We start from the raw sequence: 16,948 nt of genomic DNA on the forward strand, positions 1-16,948 counted from the left end.
TTCTAAAAAATATCGCTTACATCCCCGGTAAGCCTTTTCTAACACTAAAACAGAAGAGCAAGCTCTTCTGTTTGTCGTTTAATCTTCTAACTCCCAAATCTCTTTGGCATACTCACTAATCGTATCATCAGCACTAAAGCGTCCTGACTGAGCGATATTTGTCAAACTCATACGCATCCAAGTCTCTTGCTGACGATAGAGCTGGTCTATCTTTTCTTGAGCTTCCACATAAGATGCAAAATCTTCAAGTAAGAAATACTCGTCATTGTGAGTGATAAGACTTTCGTAAATTTCAACGCCTTCTGCTTGACTATTTGGAATAGTGCCATCCACAAAACTATCCACAACACGTTTTAAGATAGGGTTATGCTCATAAACACCACGAGAATAATAGTCATGCTTATCATAGTGCTTATAAACCTCATCTTTGGTCATACCAAAAATAACAATGTTGTCCTTGCCGACCTCATCTTTGATTTCAATATTGGCACCATCTAGCGTCGCTAGAGTGACTGCTCCTGTCATCATAAACTTCATATTGGATGTACCTGAAGCTTCTTTAGAAGCCAGTGAAATCTGCTCAGAGACATTGGCAGCTGGGACGATTAACTCCGCTAAACTCACGCAGTAATTCTCTAAAAAGACTACCTTTAACTTACCACCAAGACTAGCGTCATTGTTAATCACATGGGCTAATTCATTGATAAGTTTGATGACAGATTTGGCAAAATGATAAGCTGGTGCCGCTTTAGCACCAAAGATAAAGACTCGAGGGTGGATGTCCTTATCTGGATTGTCTTTTAAATCCCAGTAAAGTTTGAGAATATGAAGCACATTTAATAGCTGACGCTTATAAGCATGCAGACGCTTGACTTGCACATCAAAGATAGCATCCACAGACACCTCTATACCAGTCGTATCCAAGATATACTTAGCAAGGCGCTGCTTAGCTTCTTGTTTGACTTGGTAAAAATCACGCTGCGCTTCACTATTATTCACAAAATCCCTGAGATGTTCAAGCTTATGAATATCGTAGCGCCACTCTTTACCTACCCATTTATCCAGCATAGCTGACAAAGGACGATCCGCAATTTGAGTCCAACGTCTCTGAACGATGCCGTTAGTTTTATTGTTAAACTTTTCAGGAAATAGCGTGTAAAAAGCATGCAAGGTATCTTCTTTGAGCAATTCTGTATGCAATTTAGCAACGCCGTTAATCGAATGCCCACCAATAATAGCTAGATGAGCCATGTGAATCGTATCGTTTTTGACGATACGGGTATCTTCAATCAAACGAGCATCAATACCATCTGCTGCTAAAGCAGACACATAACGCCTATCAATCTCCAGAATAATCTGATAGACACGTGGCAAGACATGCTTAAATAAACCTGTGTGCCATTTCTCAAGCGCTTCTGCCAAAATCGTATGATTGGTATAACTCATGGTTTTTTGTGTGATATCCCACGCCAAATCCCAATCAAGACCATACTCATCAATCAATAAACGCATAAATTCTGCAGGCGCAACAGCTGGGTGTGTATCATTGATATGCACCGCAATTTTCTCATGAATCCGCTCAAGTGGTAGTCCCATTTTCAAATACGACTGGATAATCGTTTGAAGCCCTGTACTTGTCATGATATACTCTTGCACCAAACGCAGTTCCCTACCTTGTGCACTAGAGTCATCTGGGTAAAGTACAGAGGTGATATCCTCTACACGACGTCGGCTCTCAATCGTCGGATAATCAAGCTCATACTCCTTAGGAATCTCAACATCCCACAGACGAAGATTGTTGACTACGTCATTTCCAAAACCTATCTGTGCCACATCATACGGTACCGCTCTTAAGACCTGCGCTCCTTGATAGACAGGTGTGAGACTTCCTTGACCGTCTGATTTGAGATAAACATCACCGTAGAGCTTGACAAGCACCGCATCATGGTCTTTTCGTGTCTCCCAAACATTGCCACACTCTTCTAACCAAGCATCTGGCAATTCCACTTGATAACCATTGACGATACGTTGTTTAAATAACCCATAACGATAGCGTAGTCCATTTCCAAAACCAGCATAGCCCTTAGTAGCTAATGAATCCATAAAAGCAGCTGCCAAGCGTCCCAAGCCACCATTTCCAAGCGCCATATCAGGCTCTCTTTCCTTAATGGCCTGAAAATCTAAACCAAGCTCACCAAAAGCCTCCTCCACTGTCTCTAAAATACCTAGATTGAGTAGATTTGTCTCTAACATCCGTCCTGGTAAAAACTCAATAGAAAAGTAAAAAGCGACTTTTTTTTGCTCCTGCATCAACTGTTGACGTCTCTCTAGCCACATGGGTGTGTAATATTTACGCACAGTCGTAGCTAAAGCAACAAATAGCTCTGATTCTGTCGCATCTTTAATCTTAATCTGCTTGGTCTCATGAAGCGTCTGTTTGAAATCCCTAATAAAGACATCCTTACTTAATTGCATTTTCCTTCTCCTCTTAATTTTCCCTCATATACAGGAAATTCCAACTGCAAAGCAATTGGAATTTCGTCATAGACAATCGCATCATTAAACGATTGTATCTCTCATTAACTCAATAACGCTTGGTACAAGTCTTGATAAGCGCCACTTGCACTGTCCCAAGAAAAGTCCATCTCCATAGCTTGCCTTTGAAGCCTTTGCCATGACTTTTTATCATGGTAGTACACCTCTAGCGCTGTTTCCAGTGTTTTAGTCAACCAATAGCCTGAAAAGGCCTGAAAACCAAATCCTGTCCCTGTGCCGTCATGCTTATTGTAAGGAATGACAGTATCACGCAGTCCTCCGACTTCGTGAACCACAGGTAACGATCCGTAGCGCATAGCCATCATTTGCGACAAACCACAAGGCTCAAAAGCACTTGGCATCAAAAACAGATCGCTGGCCGCATAGATTTCTTGAGCCAACCCAAGATCAAACATAATATTAGCAGAGATTTTATCAGGATAGTGCTTTGCAAACCACTTAAAACTCTCCTCAAACTCAGGATAGCCTGTCCCTAATAGGGCAATCTGAATATCTAGCTGCATAAGCTGGTTCAACTCTTCTACGACCAAATCAAAACCTTTCTGGTCAGTTAGGCGTGATACAATACCAATCAATGCCACATCCTCACGTACAGGAAGCCCCAATCGCTCCTGCAGAGCCTCTTTATCCCTTGGTTTACCAAATGGATCATCCACTGAAAAATTATAAGGAATAAAGCGATCTGTATGTGGGTTGTAAAGATCCGTATCAATCCCATTTGTAATACCTGATAATTTACCAGCCTCCATACGTAACACTTGATCTAAGCCCTTACCAAAGGCTGGTGTCTTGATTTCCTCAGCATAAGAAGGAGAGACAGTAGTGACACGATCCGCGTATAAAATCCCAGCTTTTAGCCAGTTAAGACAATCATTCCATCTCAGTGTGCCATCAAGATAGCGTTCATTGCCAACCCCAAATAAATCCCACAACATACCTGAGTCAAACTGACCTTGAAACTCGATATTGTGAATCGTAAGAACCGTTTTAATGGAACGATAAGCATTTATCCAACCGTACTTTTCCTTTAGTAAAAAAGGAATCATAGCTGTGTGATAATCATGCACATGAAGCACATCTGGAATAATATTGACCTTCTCCATAATCTCTAGCGCAGCTAATTGAAAGAAAGCAAAACGCTCGCCATCATCCCAATCGCCATAAACATGACCTCTAAAGAAATAATCACGATTATCAATAAAGTAAAAGGTCACACCATCTTTTTCTATTTTCTTGACGCCGACATAAACATGACGCCAACCAACATACGTGTAAAAAGAAAGCACATCTTCTACATCTTGACCAAACTTGCTATCAATCATATCATAGTAAGGCAAAATGACTGATACCTCATTACCGCGCCTTACCAACGATTTAGGTAGCGCACCAATAACGTCTCCCAAGCCGCCTGTTTTGGCAAATGGTGCACTTTCTGCTGCTACAAATAAGATTTTCATTCTATTATATCCTCTAAGACTTCTACTCCTTTAGCAATAACGACAGGTTTTTCTTTACTGCCGTGTACTTTAACACCTGATGCAATTGTAACATTTTTATCTAAAATAGCATACTGAATACTTGCTCCAGATCCAACAGTGACTTTTGGAAAAATAATACTATCTCCAATATGAGAGTCCTCATCAATACGGCAATTTCTAGATACAATGGAATGCTCTACATCACCTTTGATGATACTACCAGAAGAAAATTGAGAATTACTGATATGAGAATGCTCATCAAAGTAAGTAGCCTCCTCATTTTTAATCTTGGTATAAACTTTTTGATTAGAATAAAGGAGTGAGTAAAATTTTTGCGTATCCAACATATCCATATTAGCATCATAATATGATTTAACCGAACAGATATTAGAGAGGTAGCCTGTATATTCAAAGGCCAAAGCATTTTCGTCTAAAGCCAGCTCACGTAAGAGATAGCGGATTTTACGTGGCTGCTCCTTGCTCGCTTCTTTTTCCAAACACTCAATCAACCAAGGTGTGCTCACAACATAAATATCTGCCGACATCTTATGAAGTTCATCGACATCGTTGAGCTGTGTTTCACCAACCACATGGTCTGTCTCATCAATCTCTAAGATTTCATTGTCTGCTGAGATAGAGGTCTTAGGCAATTTTTTATAAACAACCGTAATCTTGCTTTCGTTGATTTCATGAAGGTGAATGACTTGTAAAAGATCGATATTACAAAGCACATCACAACTCATATAAACGGTCTGATCAGTCCCTGAGCGACGCAGATAAGTGATGATTTGCTCATAATAGTCTTTGTTACCTAGCTTGCTATCATTTTCCGTATTGTAAAATCCTAGGAAATAATGGCTCAATAAGGTATTTAGCCCCCACTCACGTCCGCTTCTGATATGGTCAAAGACAGAGCGGATATTTTGCCCTCTAAAAATACCATAAACGCTTTTGATACCAGCATTGGCTAGACTTGAGAGTTGAAAGTCAATCAAGCGATATTTCCCGTCAAACGGCAGACTCGCTAGCGGTCTGCTGTCTGTTAGACTGAGCATATCATGATAACCGATTGTATTTCCTAAAATTGCTGAATATTTATCACTCTTCATTTGGAACCCCCACTACTTCATTATAGCCAACAACTTGTATCTCGTCTTGACCATCAATCACAACATCTGCACCAATAACAGCACCCTCACCGATAATCGCACGGTTAATCTTAGCACCTGGTCCAATAATAGCCCCACTCATGATGAAGGAGTCGGTAATTTCAGCACCTTCTTTGACTTGGACATTAGTTGATAAGATAGAATGATTGACTTTTCCAGAGACAAAACAGCCATCAACAATCAATGAATCCTTAACTTCTGCTTCTTCTGTAATATAATTTGGTGGCGCAATCAAGTTCTTTGAATAAATCTTCCAAGAACGGTCACGACTGTGCAACTCATTATCATCTCCGATATACTCCATATTGGCTTCCCAGAGAGATTCGATGGTTCCTACATCCTTCCAGTAACCATCAAAATTGTAAGTATAGACACGATCCCCTGCTTCTAGGTAGGCAGGAATAACATTTTGACCAAAGTCTGACATATCAACATGATTCTTTTCAGCATTAACTAAAACTTCACGTAGGCGCTTCCAATTGAAAATATAGATCCCCATGGAGGCCTTAGTCGATTTTGGATGCTCAGGTTTCTCTTCAAACTCTACGATACGATCATTTGAGTCTGTATTCATAATCCCAAAACGGCTAGCTTCTTTCAGAGGCACATCAATAACGGCAACCGTAAGGCTAGCTAGATTATCCTTGTGCGTCTGAAGCATCTCATCATAATCCATCTTGTAAATATGATCTCCTGACAAGATAAGCACATACTCAGGATTGATACTATCAATATAGTCTATATTTTGATAAATGGCATGGCTAGTCCCTTCAAACCAACGATTACCCTCAGTAGCTGAATACGGTTGCAAAATCGTCGCTCCAGAATTGATACCATCAAGCCCCCAACTGGAGCCATTTCCGATATGGCTGTTAAGTGCTAGTGGTTGATATTGTGTAATAACACCGACATTACTGATACCTGAGTTGGCACAATTAGACAAGGCAAAATCAATAATGCGATAACGTCCGCCAAATTGAACGGCTGGTTTAGCGATACTTTGTGTTAATTTTCCAAGACGTGTTCCTTGACCACCCGCAAGGACAAGAGCTAACATTTCATTCTTCATTTAGATTTCCTTTCTTTGACGTTTTAAAGCGACGTTTCAACTTCCAGATACTAGCACCCATTGCTGGTAGGGTAAATGTAAGTGTATTGGTATAATCTTTCCACAAGCCTTCTTGAGTTTCTGTGTCCAGATTTTTCATCTTCCAAATGCCTCCAAATGCCTCTAATTCTGTATTCCAGACTTCTTGATAGAGACCTGCAACAGGTAAGCCAATTGTAAAATGAGGGCGCTCAACAGGTGTCATATTAAAGACACATACCAAAAAATGACCTTCATCATCTTGTCTAATAAAGCTGAGAACACTTTGATCGCGATTATCAGCATCAATGATCTCAATCCCATCGTAGCTATCATCAATCTTCCAAAGCACCTCGTGCTCTTTGTAGAAGTGATTTAGCGTAGCTGTAAAGGTTTTCATTTTTTGATTCATGCTATCTTCTAAGTTGGACCATTCTAGCTGGTCATTGAATTTCCATTCTAAAAATTGTCCAAACTCACTACCCATAAACAATAATTTTTTCCCTGGGTGACACATCTGATAAGTGTAGAGATTACGTAACCCCGCAAATTGATTGTAGCGATCTCCCCACATTTTATGCATCATGCTCTTTTTACCGTGGACGACCTCATCATGCGAAAATGGCAAGATAAAGTTTTCCGAAAAGACATACATAAAACTAAAGGTTACAAGATTAAAATCATGCTTACGATACACAGGATCTTCTTCATAGAATTTTAAGATGTCGTTCATCCACCCCATGTTCCACTTATAATCAAATCCTAGGGACTCACTGGCCCCTAGATCAGTGACCTTAGTTCCGCTAGTACTCTCCTCAGCAATCATCATGACATCTGGATGATAAGATTTGATAACACGATTGAGTTTTTGCAAAAAGCCATAGCCTTCATAGTTTCGATTACCGCCATCAACATTCGGTGTCCATGGACCAATGTCATAATCCCTATAAATCATATTGCTAACCGCATCGACACGAATACCATCAATATGATAAAAATCTAGCCAAAACTTAGCGCTTGAAATCAAGAACGACTGCACTTGATTTTTCCCCAAGTCAAAGTTCAATGCTCCCCAACCACGATTGTGCGCTTGATCTCGATCCTGATACTCAAAGGTCGGTGTCCCATCGTAGTAAGCCAGCGCATCATCATTGATGGTAAAGTGTCCTGGTACCCAATCTACAATCACACCGATATTATTGAGATGGCAGGTCTCGACAAACTCCTGAAAATCCTCTGGTCTGCCATAGCTATGCTCAAAGGCAAAATAGCCCATCAGCTGATATCCCCAACTCATGTCTAGTGGATGTGCCATTAAGGGCATAAACTCAACATGCGTATAGTTCATCTCCACTAGATAAGGAATCAGCTCCTCAGTCAAATCCTTAAACTGATAGGGACTACCATCTTCATGGTATTTCCAAGACCCTGCGTGCACCTCGTAGATATTGACAGGTCTATCCTTAAAACCAAGAGCTTTTCTGCGTCCCAACCACAAGTCATCGCGCCACTTTCTCTCAGGCAAATCCAGCAAAACCGCAGCTGTTCCTGGCCTTTTTTCAAAATACAGAGCAAAAGGATCAATCTTTTCGACTTCTTTACTATTTGAGCGCCTCACCAAAAACTTGTAGAGCTGTCCTACTTTAGCTTGTGTGATAAAGGCTTCCCACACACCAGCGTCATTTCGCTCCATGATGTAAGGGTTTTCTTTCCAGTTTGTAAAATCCCCGATAACAAAGACTGCCTGTGCATTTGGTGCCCACACACGAAAGACAAAACCATCTTTTCCTTCTCTGATTTCTCTGTGTGCACCCAGATAATCCTGTGCCTGATAGTTCTCACCAATACCAAAAGTCCACAACGCTTCTTTGGTATTCATAACATCACCTCTTTTAACCAATTACTGTGCCATCTTGTAAGCTCCTTATTTACCTCTTTTACAAAAGGTGTTATAGTACTCCTTAAAAAATCTAATAATTATTACAAAACAGCCAGATACCTAAATACTAACATTTATCTAATTGTTTGTAAAATAATTATATGCTCTAATATAAACGTTTTCACATTTTCTTTTTAACTCTTGCCAAAACTAGCTCTAAAACCCTATTAAGTAAAGTATTTAGAAACTTAGCTAAGCAAAAATAGCCTAAGAAACTTAGGCTATTTTTTAATTTCAAAGACCGACGCGGACAAAGCATCAAGTGTTTTGGGACGTTTATGTAAGCGTTTTATATTCGTAATTAGTATAGCATAATCTGCCATATCTGTCATCTCATTTTCCATAATTTCTTCAGAAAAATTAAAAATAATACGATAATGCTTCTCACCAATCATATCGCAAATGATGATATGGTCAACTTCATCAGCCTTTTTGATGTATAGATGCTCTCTAATCTCCTCAAAGCTTTGATAAGAAAAGGCAGCATCATGGCGTTTTAGCTTTATCAGAGCACGGATAAAAGCCATGGTAGAGTGGTGTTTTGTCACATTATTCCAATCAATTTGATTGACTTCATCTGGCGCATTATAGCTGTTCATGGCCAAACGCTTATCGCTATCGGTCAACTCCCCATGAGGTCCTGTCGGATAGAGCTTACTTCTTAAAAATTCTTGTCCTAGCTGCATAAAGCTCATCCCTTGCATCAACAAGCCCATGGCACTGGCTAGCTCCACGCGCCTAATATGCTGATGATGGTCATCATCTGGATGCAACTCAAGCAATAAATCGTTTAGATTGTAGTTATCATGTGCCTCAACATAGTTTAGCACTTGATTTGGACTTAGATAAGGGCTTAGCTCATCACTACCTAACATCCCCTTAGCGACTACCCCTTCTGTACTAGCACCAGAGACAAAGCCACGCTTAAAATGCCCATAAACTTCAGAACCCTTAATAGCATCTCTGACATTATCGTTAAAGAAGCCGATATTGGGCATCAGGTGGGCATTATCTTTTTTGGCTTTTTGTTCTGGCAAAAGCCCCATGCCCATATCCCATCCTTCACCGTAGATGATAATATTGGGATCAATCTCATCGACTGCCTGTCTGATACGGTTCATGGTCTCAACATCATGTAAGCCCATCAAGTCAAATCGAAAGCCGTCAATATTATAGGTATTTACCCAATACAAGATAGAATCTATCATGTACTTGCGATACATCTCCTTCTCGCTGGCCGTTTCATTTCCACAGCCAGAGCCATTTTGAAAGCTACCGTCTGGATTCATACGATAATAATAATCAGGGACCACAAGCTGAAATACCGAATCACGAGAAGCGTAGGTGTGATTATACACCACATCCATGATGACACCGATACCCGCATCGTGGTAAGCTTGAATCAAGGTCTTCAACTCTAAAATACGCTCTTCTGGCTTATCAGGACGACTTGAAAAACTAGCTTCTGGGACATTAAAATTCTCTGGGTCATATCCCCAGTTGTAAGCATAGACTCCCTCTTTATCAAACGTCTGATGGTGATCAAAAATCGGTTGCAATTGCACATGGCTAATACCTAGCTGCTTGAGATAGTCAAACCCTGTCTTGTCTCCAAAGGTATTTTTCGTCCCAGACTCACACGCACCTAAAAACAGCCCACGCTTATCTGGGCTGACACCAGATGTCTCTGATTTTGAAAAATCTCTGATATGCATTTCGCTAATAACAGCTTGATTGGGATTGGTTAGACGCCACGTTGCCTCATGACCGTGCTTGACACAAAAGCCTTCTGGCTTTGTACGTTCTGGACTAAGGATAACACTGCGCTTACCATTGGCACTTGTGGCTGTACTATAGGGGTCACGTACCTCACTGACTAGATAATCACGAAACTTAAGCCGATAAGCATAAGCTTGTCCATCATGATCACCTAAGATACGTGTCATCCAAACACCGTGCGTATTATCCTGATGATTGTCAACGTCTTGAGAAATACCCCTTTTCATGGGAAGAATTTGCTCTATGGGTGCGTCATCACGCGCGCTTTCGTAAAAAATCAAATCCACCTGCATAGCTGTCGGTGCCCACAAGCGAAATTCTGTCGCTTGCTTATCATAATGACTACCTAACCAACCATCAAAGCCCCAAATGCGATCAAAACGCTCATGATTAAGAGCCATATCAAAGGCATGATTGTCACGATGGCGATAATAGCGACTGCTAATCGCAGCCTGACTCGAGTAATAAAGCGTATCATCTCCCTCAACAATCCAGACTTCTGTCACATCAAATCCCATGTGACGCTCAATCTTAAAATCACGCGTCTTAACCGACCAATCTTGATTTTTAACGATGACATAGACATGCTCTAAAAAATAAGGGCTCTCAAAATCAAGTTGCCCCACAAGCCCAAAATGATCAAAACTGGAAAAAGGAACATCCTCTCCCTCATGTAAATCAATCCACTTCCACAAGCTATAATCAAAATAACTACCAGCTTGGCTGTGATAATGAACAATGACACTATTTTTCATCTGCTTCGTCTCCTAATACGATTATTGGTTTTAATCTTTTTTACGCTCAACTACTGATTCACGCTCAATCAAGCGAAACGGAACAATGATTTTCTCACTATAAAAGGTCTTAGACGACTTGATTAGCTCTAATAAACGTCTCAGACTACTTTGCCCTAGCTGTTCAACATTGACATCAAACGTTGTCAGGTAAGGATGTACAATAGTTGAAAAGATGGAATTATTGAAGGTAATCAAGGAATGCGTTTCTGGTATTTGAATGCCGCGTTGTTTCAAATCTTGAACCAACTTGACAGACAAACGGTCACTCACACAGACAATGCCTGTCACATCATACTGCCACAAGACATCAAGGAGATTGTCCAAAGTTTTAGGAAAATCCGTACTAAAAATCAAGTCATCTAAAGGCGTTAGGGCTGCCTGAGTCATAGCCCTCAAATAACCAAAGTAGCGCTCCTTTGAAATTTCTGATGATTTATCATCTGTCACAAAAACAATATTGTGATGGCCTTGAGCTAGCAAATACTCCACCGCTTGACTGCCCATCAATTGATTATCATTATCAATATAAGTAATCTCATTTTCATTACCAGTTGATGAGCCGACAACAACAAAAGGTAACTGATTCTCTAGGAGATACTGCCTGATAGGGTCATTTTTCTCAGAAAAGAGAACAATAAAACCATCTACTCGCTTTTGCTTATGCATCAAGCGTACTTGTGATTCTAGCTCTTGCATAGTCATACCCGTAGCGATAGACACTGTCACATCGGATTGCTGCGCCTCATAAGTAATCGCTGAGATGATATTCATGAAAAAAGGCTCACTCAAACGCTCAGGGGTCACTAAAGGCGGCAAAACAACCCCTATCGCTTGGGTCAACCCATTTGCCAACATCTGAGCAGCGACATTAGGCACATAACCTAACTCATCCATGGCTTTTCGCACTTTTTCCTTTGTCTTTTGGGAAATAGAGCGATTGTCTTTTAAGACACGACTAACCGTTGATGGATTGACACCAGCTCTTTGCGCCACATCTTTAATTGTTACCATCAGATTTCCCCTCCTTTTCTTTTATCGTATTAAGCATACTTTACTAACAGTATAATAAACCTCATGCCACAATGCAAGCGCTTTTCATCATCTTTAGAGATTTCCTCCAAAAAATCAAGCAAGAACAAATATACGACTCTCCTATCAGACATAAGGCTGGTATCATTAGAAATGTAATCCCTTTCTTTTAAAATATCAGCAGTCTCAAAAAGATTTAAAATTTTCGATAAAAACACTTGACTTTTTTTGCAAACGGTTGCATAATATAAGTGTAAATCTTAAACGTTCCTTAAAGGAGGGGATCTTATGGCCAAGAAAACTTGGAAAAAATGGCTTGCAGCCTCTGCTGCGCTTACTTTAGCCGCTGGTCTGGTCAGTGTCGCTAGCATTCAACAACCTGCCCATGCGGCATCAAAGACAACTGTCAAACTTTGGGTTCCAACAGACTCTAAAGACTCTTATACGGATATTATTAAAAACTTCGAAAAAGAAAATAGCGGTATCAAGGTCAAAGTCATTGAGTCAAATGGCTCCAAAGCTCAAGAAAATGTCAAAAAAGACCCAAGCAAAGCCGCAGATGTCTTTTCACTCCCACACGACCAGCTTGGTCTCTTAGTCGAGTCAGGTATCATCCAAGAAATCCCAAGTGATTATGCTAAAGAAATCAAAGAAAATGATACCGAACAAGCTGTCCTTGGTGCCCAATACAAAGGCAAAACCTATGCTTTTCCAACTGGAATTGAGTCCCAAGTCCTCTTCTACAATAAAGAAAAACTCTCAGCTGAAGATGTAACATCTTACGAGAGCATTACTACAAAAGCAACATTTGGCGCTAACCTCAAACAAGTCAATGCCTATGCAATGGCACCACTCTTCTTTTCCGTAGGGGATACCTTATTTGGTAAAGATGGTGAAAATCCAAAAGGCACTAACTGGGGTAATGAAGCAGGTGTTTCTGTCTTACAATGGATTGCTGACCAAAAAGATAACAAAGGCTTTGTCAATATCAACGACGACAACATGATGTCAAAATTCAGTGACGGTAGTATCGCTGCTATGGAGACTGGTCCTTGGAACTTTGCCGCTGCCCAAAAAGCTATCGGTGCTGATAAGCTCGGTGTTGCTGTCTATCCAACTATCTCTATCGGTGGTAAAGATGTGCAACAACAAGCCTTCCTTGGTGTGCAGCTCTACGCTGTCAACCAAGCACCTGCTGGCTCAGACACTAAACGTATCGCAGCAAGCTACAAACTCGCTTCTTATATCACAAGTGCCGAATCTCAAAAACAACAATTTGAATCACGCCACATCGTCCCTGCTAACAAGGAAGTCCAAGCGTCTGAAACTGTACAAGCCAATGAACTCGCTCAAGCTGTCATTACAATGGGTAGCTCAGACACTTACACAACCGTTATGCCTAAACTAAGTCAAATGAGTACTTTCTGGGAAGAAAGTGCCGCTATTCTTAGTGATGCTTACAGCGGTAAGATCAAATCTAGCGACTACCTCAAACGCCTCAAACAGTTTGATAGTGACCTCGCTAAAGCTAAATAAGATGTAAAAAACGGAAACTTGCTAGCACCTTTTTTGAAGATGAGCAAGTATCCGTTTTTTAACAGCTTTAATCATCTATACCTTTATTAGAGGAGACAAACTCATGCAAACTACTCCTAAAAAACCACTCCAGCTCTTTAGTGAAACCTTTCAAAAAGGCGATGTAGCGACCAAACTCTCCTACATCATCATGGGAGCTAGTAATCTCAAAAACAGACAATTTATTAAAGGAACCCTATTTCTCATCAGTGAAATCATTTTTTTGATAAGCTTTATCTACCAAGTCATTCCTGCTATCAAAGGCTTTATCACTCTAGGAACCACTGAGCAAGGGATGACCACAAAGACTGTTGATGGCATCAAAATCCAAGTTGCCACCCAAGGTGACAACTCCATGTTACTACTCATCTTTGGGATTGCTTCTATTGTCTTTTGTCTAGTCTTTCTTTATATCTACTGGTGCAATATCAAAAGTGCCGCTCATCTTTTAGAGCTAGAAGCACAAGGAAAACCTATTCCCAGCTTTAGAGAAGATATTAAAACCTTATCAGACGGGCGCTTTCATATGACTCTTATGACTATTCCGTTGATTGGTGTGCTACTCTTTACCATTGTCCCACTTATCTATATGATTTTGCTAGCCTTTACCAACTACGATCATAACCATCTGCCCCCAAAAAGTCTCTTTGACTGGGTAGGCTTGGTCAATTTTGGTAATGTCTTTAATGGACGTATGGCAAATACTTTCTTTCCTGTCTTATCATGGACTATGATTTGGGCAGTATTTGCCACTGTAACCAACTTTTTCTTTGGCATTATCCTTGCCTTACTGATCAATACAAAAGGTCTCAAATGGAAGAAGATGTGGCGTACCATCTTTGTCATCACCATGGCTGTACCTCAATTTATCTCACTTTTGACCATGAAAAATCTGCTTAATGATGGTGGTCCTGTCAATATCCTTCTTGAAAAATTAGGACTTATCTCTCAGCCACTACCATTTTTGACAGATCCTATCTGGGCTAAATTTTCCATCATCTTTGTCAATATGTGGGTCGGTATCCCTGTCACCATGCTGATTGCAACAGGTATCATCATGAACCTACCTCAAGAGCAAATCGAAGCCGCTGAAATTGATGGTGCCAATAAATTTCAAATTTTTAAATCCATCACCTTCCCGCAGATTTTATTGATCATGACACCAACACTTATCCAACATTTCATTGGTAATATCAATAATTTCAACGTCATCTACCTCTTAACAGGTGGTGGTCCTACCAACTCAAACTTCTATCAAGCAGGAAGCACAGATCTCTTGGTGACTTGGCTCTACAAGCTAACGGTTAGTGCTGCTGACTACAACTTAGCTTCTGTCATTGGTATCATTATCTTTATCGTATCTGCTATCTTTAGCTTACTGGCTTACACACGCACCAACTCATACAAGGAAGGAGCTGTTAAATAATGAACACAAAAAAACGGCTTAACCTCGCTTTTGTCTATATCTTACTAACAGTGCTTGCTATCATATGGCTCTTTCCGATTGCTTGGGTCATCTTGACAAGCTTTCGTGCTGAAGGCACCGCTTTTGTGCCCTACATCATCCCTAAAACATGGACTTTTGACAACTACATCAAGCTCTTTACCCAAAATACATTTCCTTTTGGACAATGGTTTTTAAACACCTTGATTGTCGCAACTTTTTCATGTATCATCTCAACCTTTATCACAGTTGCTATGGCTTACTCGCTAAGTCGTATCAAATTTAAGCATCGCAACGGCTTTTTAAAGCTCGCTCTTGTACTCAATATGTTTCCTGGCTTTATGAGTATGATTGCTATATACTATATTTTAAAGGCGCTTAACCTTGACCAAACCCTAACAGCACTTGTCTTGGTTTACTCAGCTGGAGCTGCCCTTACCTTTTATATTGCTAAGGGATTCTTTGATACCATTCCTTATTCGCTAGATGAGAGTGCTATGATTGATGGGGCAACACGTCGTGATATTTTCTTTAAAATCACTCTCCCTCTCTCAAAGCCCATCATCGTCTATACAGCCTTGATGGCATTTATTAGCCCATGGATGGACTTTATCTTTGCTAAAGTCATCTTGGGTGATGTCACACACAAATACACCGTCGCAATCGGACTTTTCACCATGCTACAAGCTGATACCATCAATGAGTGGTTTATGCCCTTTACAGCAGGATCTCTACTCATTGCTATCCCAATCACGCTTCTCTTTATGTTCATGCAAAAATACTATGTCGAAGGTATCACAGGCGGCTCTGTCAAATAGACTCAGACAACTTTAAGAATTCAAGATAGGAAGATATAATCATGACAACTCTACAACTTGACCACATTTATAAAAAATACCCAAATACCAGCCACTACGCTGTCGAGGATTTCAACCTAGACATCAAAGACAAGGAATTTATCGTCTTTGTCGGTCCTTCTGGCTGTGGTAAATCAACTACCCTACGTATGATTGCAGGGCTTGAAGATATCACTGAAGGAGAACTCAAAATTGACGGTCAAATCGTCAACGACCTCTCACCAAAAGATCGTGATATTGCCATGGTCTTTCAAAACTACGCTCTTTATCCTCATATGAGTGTCTATGATAATATGGCTTTCGGCTTAAAACTACGTAAACACACTAAAGAAGACATCGACACACGTGTCCGTGAAGCTGCTAAGAGTCTTGGCTTGAGTGAATTTCTAGATCGTAAGCCAGCCGATCTCTCTGGTGGACAACGTCAACGTGTTGCTATGGGACGCGCTATTGTTCGCGACGCTAAAGTCTTTTTAATGGATGAGCCACTCTCCAACTTAGACGCTAAACTAAGGGTAGCCATGCGTGCTGAAATCGCTAAAATTCACCAACGTATCGGCTCCACAACCATCTACGTCACCCACGACCAGACAGAAGCCATGACTTTGGCTGATCGTATCGTTATCATGTCTGCTACTAAAAACCCTGACGGCTCTGGAACGATTGGACGTGTTGAGCAGATCGGTAGCCCCCAAGAGCTCTATAATCAACCAGCTAATGTCTTTGTCGCAGGCTTCATCGGAAGTCCTTCGATGAATTTCTTTGATGTCATTGTTCAAAAAGACCGTCTGACCAATGACCAAGGACTGACACTAGCTCTTCCAGAAGGACAATCTAAAATTCTTGAGCAAAAAGGCTATCTCGGCAAAACAGTTACCTTTGGTATTCGCCCAGAAGATATCTCAAGTGATACCATTGCCCAAACAGCTTATCCAAATGCTTCTGTCACAGCCACTGTCGCTGTATCTGAGCTCCTCGGTAGCGAAACCATGCTCTATCTAAAACTAGGAACGGATGAATTTGCCGCTCGTGTTGACGCTAGAGATTTCCACAACCCAGGTGATAAGGTACAACTGACCTTTAACGTGTCAAAAGGGCACTTCTTTGATAAGGACAGTACTAAGCGTATTACTATGGATTAGTGCTAATTGTTTATATAGGAAAACACCTAGTTTTGAACTGCTCCCTGTCAAGTGGACAATGAAATAATAAAAGATTTAAGCAACGGCCTTGTTCCT

At 40.7% G+C, this 16,948-nt stretch carries 11 protein-coding genes; 4 read left to right on the top strand and 7 right to left on the bottom strand.

The features are described 5' to 3' along the window. Positions 1-78: 78 nt before the first annotated feature. The 7 genes from ACLN19_RS04575 to ACLN19_RS04605 form a co-directional block, all read right to left on the bottom strand. Positions 79-2,475 (bottom strand): glycogen/starch/alpha-glucan phosphorylase, encoded by a 2,397-nt coding sequence (locus ACLN19_RS04575; protein ID WP_413383761.1) that lies wholly within the window; start codon positions 2,473-2,475, stop codon positions 79-81. A gap of 104 nt (positions 2,476-2,579) precedes the next feature. After that, on the bottom strand, positions 2,580-4,013 hold the full coding sequence (glgA, locus tag ACLN19_RS04580) for a glycogen synthase GlgA (RefSeq protein WP_413383763.1): 1,434 nt from the start codon (positions 4,011-4,013) through the stop codon (positions 2,580-2,582). Beyond that, positions 4,010-5,143 carry a glucose-1-phosphate adenylyltransferase subunit GlgD gene (glgD, locus tag ACLN19_RS04585; RefSeq protein WP_413383765.1) on the bottom strand — a complete coding sequence of 378 codons (1,134 nt, stop codon included), beginning with the start codon at positions 5,141-5,143 and terminating at the stop codon, positions 4,010-4,012. Before glgD ends, glgA begins: the two co-directional genes overlap by 4 nt. Continuing rightward, positions 5,133-6,272 (bottom strand): glucose-1-phosphate adenylyltransferase, encoded by a 1,140-nt coding sequence (locus ACLN19_RS04590; RefSeq protein ID WP_413383767.1) that lies wholly within the window; start codon positions 6,270-6,272, stop codon positions 5,133-5,135. Before ACLN19_RS04590 ends, glgD begins: the two co-directional genes overlap by 11 nt. Then, positions 6,262-8,169, bottom strand: a complete 1,908-nt coding sequence (gene glgB / locus ACLN19_RS04595) for a 1,4-alpha-glucan branching protein GlgB (RefSeq protein ID WP_413383769.1) — start codon at positions 8,167-8,169, stop codon at positions 6,262-6,264. The genes ACLN19_RS04590 and glgB overlap by 11 nt, the downstream gene beginning before the upstream one ends. A gap of 281 nt (positions 8,170-8,450) precedes the next feature. Continuing rightward, positions 8,451-10,763, bottom strand: coding sequence for a type I pullulanase (gene pulA / locus ACLN19_RS04600; protein WP_413383772.1), 2,313 nt, complete (start codon positions 10,761-10,763; stop codon positions 8,451-8,453). 30 nt (positions 10,764-10,793) lie between these two features. Continuing rightward, positions 10,794-11,816 carry a LacI family DNA-binding transcriptional regulator gene (locus tag ACLN19_RS04605; RefSeq protein WP_413383774.1) on the bottom strand — a complete coding sequence of 341 codons (1,023 nt, stop codon included), beginning with the start codon at positions 11,814-11,816 and terminating at the stop codon, positions 10,794-10,796. 306 nt (positions 11,817-12,122) lie between these two features. Between ACLN19_RS04605 and ACLN19_RS04610 the strand changes: the two genes are divergently transcribed. The 4 genes from ACLN19_RS04610 to ACLN19_RS04625 all read left to right on the top strand — a co-directional run bounded on the left by ACLN19_RS04610 (position 12,123) and on the right by ACLN19_RS04625 (position 16,852). Beyond that, positions 12,123-13,370: an extracellular solute-binding protein gene (locus tag ACLN19_RS04610; RefSeq protein WP_413383776.1), complete on the top strand. Its 1,248-nt coding sequence runs from the start codon at positions 12,123-12,125 to the stop codon at positions 13,368-13,370. Positions 13,371-13,473: 103 nt separating this feature from the next. Continuing rightward, positions 13,474-14,835, top strand: a complete 1,362-nt coding sequence (locus ACLN19_RS04615) for a carbohydrate ABC transporter permease (RefSeq protein ID WP_413383778.1) — start codon at positions 13,474-13,476, stop codon at positions 14,833-14,835. Then, entirely contained in the window at positions 14,835-15,671 is an 837-nt protein-coding gene (locus tag ACLN19_RS04620) for a sugar ABC transporter permease (protein WP_413383780.1), read from the top strand. The genes ACLN19_RS04615 and ACLN19_RS04620 overlap by 1 nt, the downstream gene beginning before the upstream one ends. A gap of 41 nt (positions 15,672-15,712) precedes the next feature. Then, positions 15,713-16,852, top strand: coding sequence for an ABC transporter ATP-binding protein (locus ACLN19_RS04625; protein ID WP_413383782.1), 1,140 nt, complete (start codon positions 15,713-15,715; stop codon positions 16,850-16,852). Positions 16,853-16,948 lie beyond the last annotated feature (96 nt).

Origin of the sequence: Streptococcus lishijunsis (assembly GCF_047290665.1) — a bacterium.
Lineage (GTDB): Bacteria > Bacillota > Bacilli > Lactobacillales > Streptococcaceae > Streptococcus.

Coding starts and splice junctions, on each gene's coding strand:
- ACLN19_RS04575 (WP_413383761.1), bottom strand. CDS start 2,475: ATGCAATTAAGTAAGGATGTCTTTATTAGGGATTTCAAACAGACGCTT.
- glgA (WP_413383763.1), bottom strand. CDS start 4,013: ATGAAAATCTTATTTGTAGCAGCAGAAAGTGCACCATTTGCCAAAACA.
- glgD (WP_413383765.1), bottom strand. CDS start 5,143: ATGAAGAGTGATAAATATTCAGCAATTTTAGGAAATACAATCGGTTAT.
- ACLN19_RS04590 (WP_413383767.1), bottom strand. CDS start 6,272: ATGAAGAATGAAATGTTAGCTCTTGTCCTTGCGGGTGGTCAAGGAACA.
- glgB (WP_413383769.1), bottom strand. CDS start 8,169: ATGAATACCAAAGAAGCGTTGTGGACTTTTGGTATTGGTGAGAACTAT.
- pulA (WP_413383772.1), bottom strand. CDS start 10,763: ATGAAAAATAGTGTCATTGTTCATTATCACAGCCAAGCTGGTAGTTAT.
- ACLN19_RS04605 (WP_413383774.1), bottom strand. CDS start 11,816: ATGGTAACAATTAAAGATGTGGCGCAAAGAGCTGGTGTCAATCCATCA.
- ACLN19_RS04610 (WP_413383776.1), top strand. CDS start 12,123: ATGGCCAAGAAAACTTGGAAAAAATGGCTTGCAGCCTCTGCTGCGCTT.
- ACLN19_RS04615 (WP_413383778.1), top strand. CDS start 13,474: ATGCAAACTACTCCTAAAAAACCACTCCAGCTCTTTAGTGAAACCTTT.
- ACLN19_RS04620 (WP_413383780.1), top strand. CDS start 14,835: ATGAACACAAAAAAACGGCTTAACCTCGCTTTTGTCTATATCTTACTA.
- ACLN19_RS04625 (WP_413383782.1), top strand. CDS start 15,713: ATGACAACTCTACAACTTGACCACATTTATAAAAAATACCCAAATACC.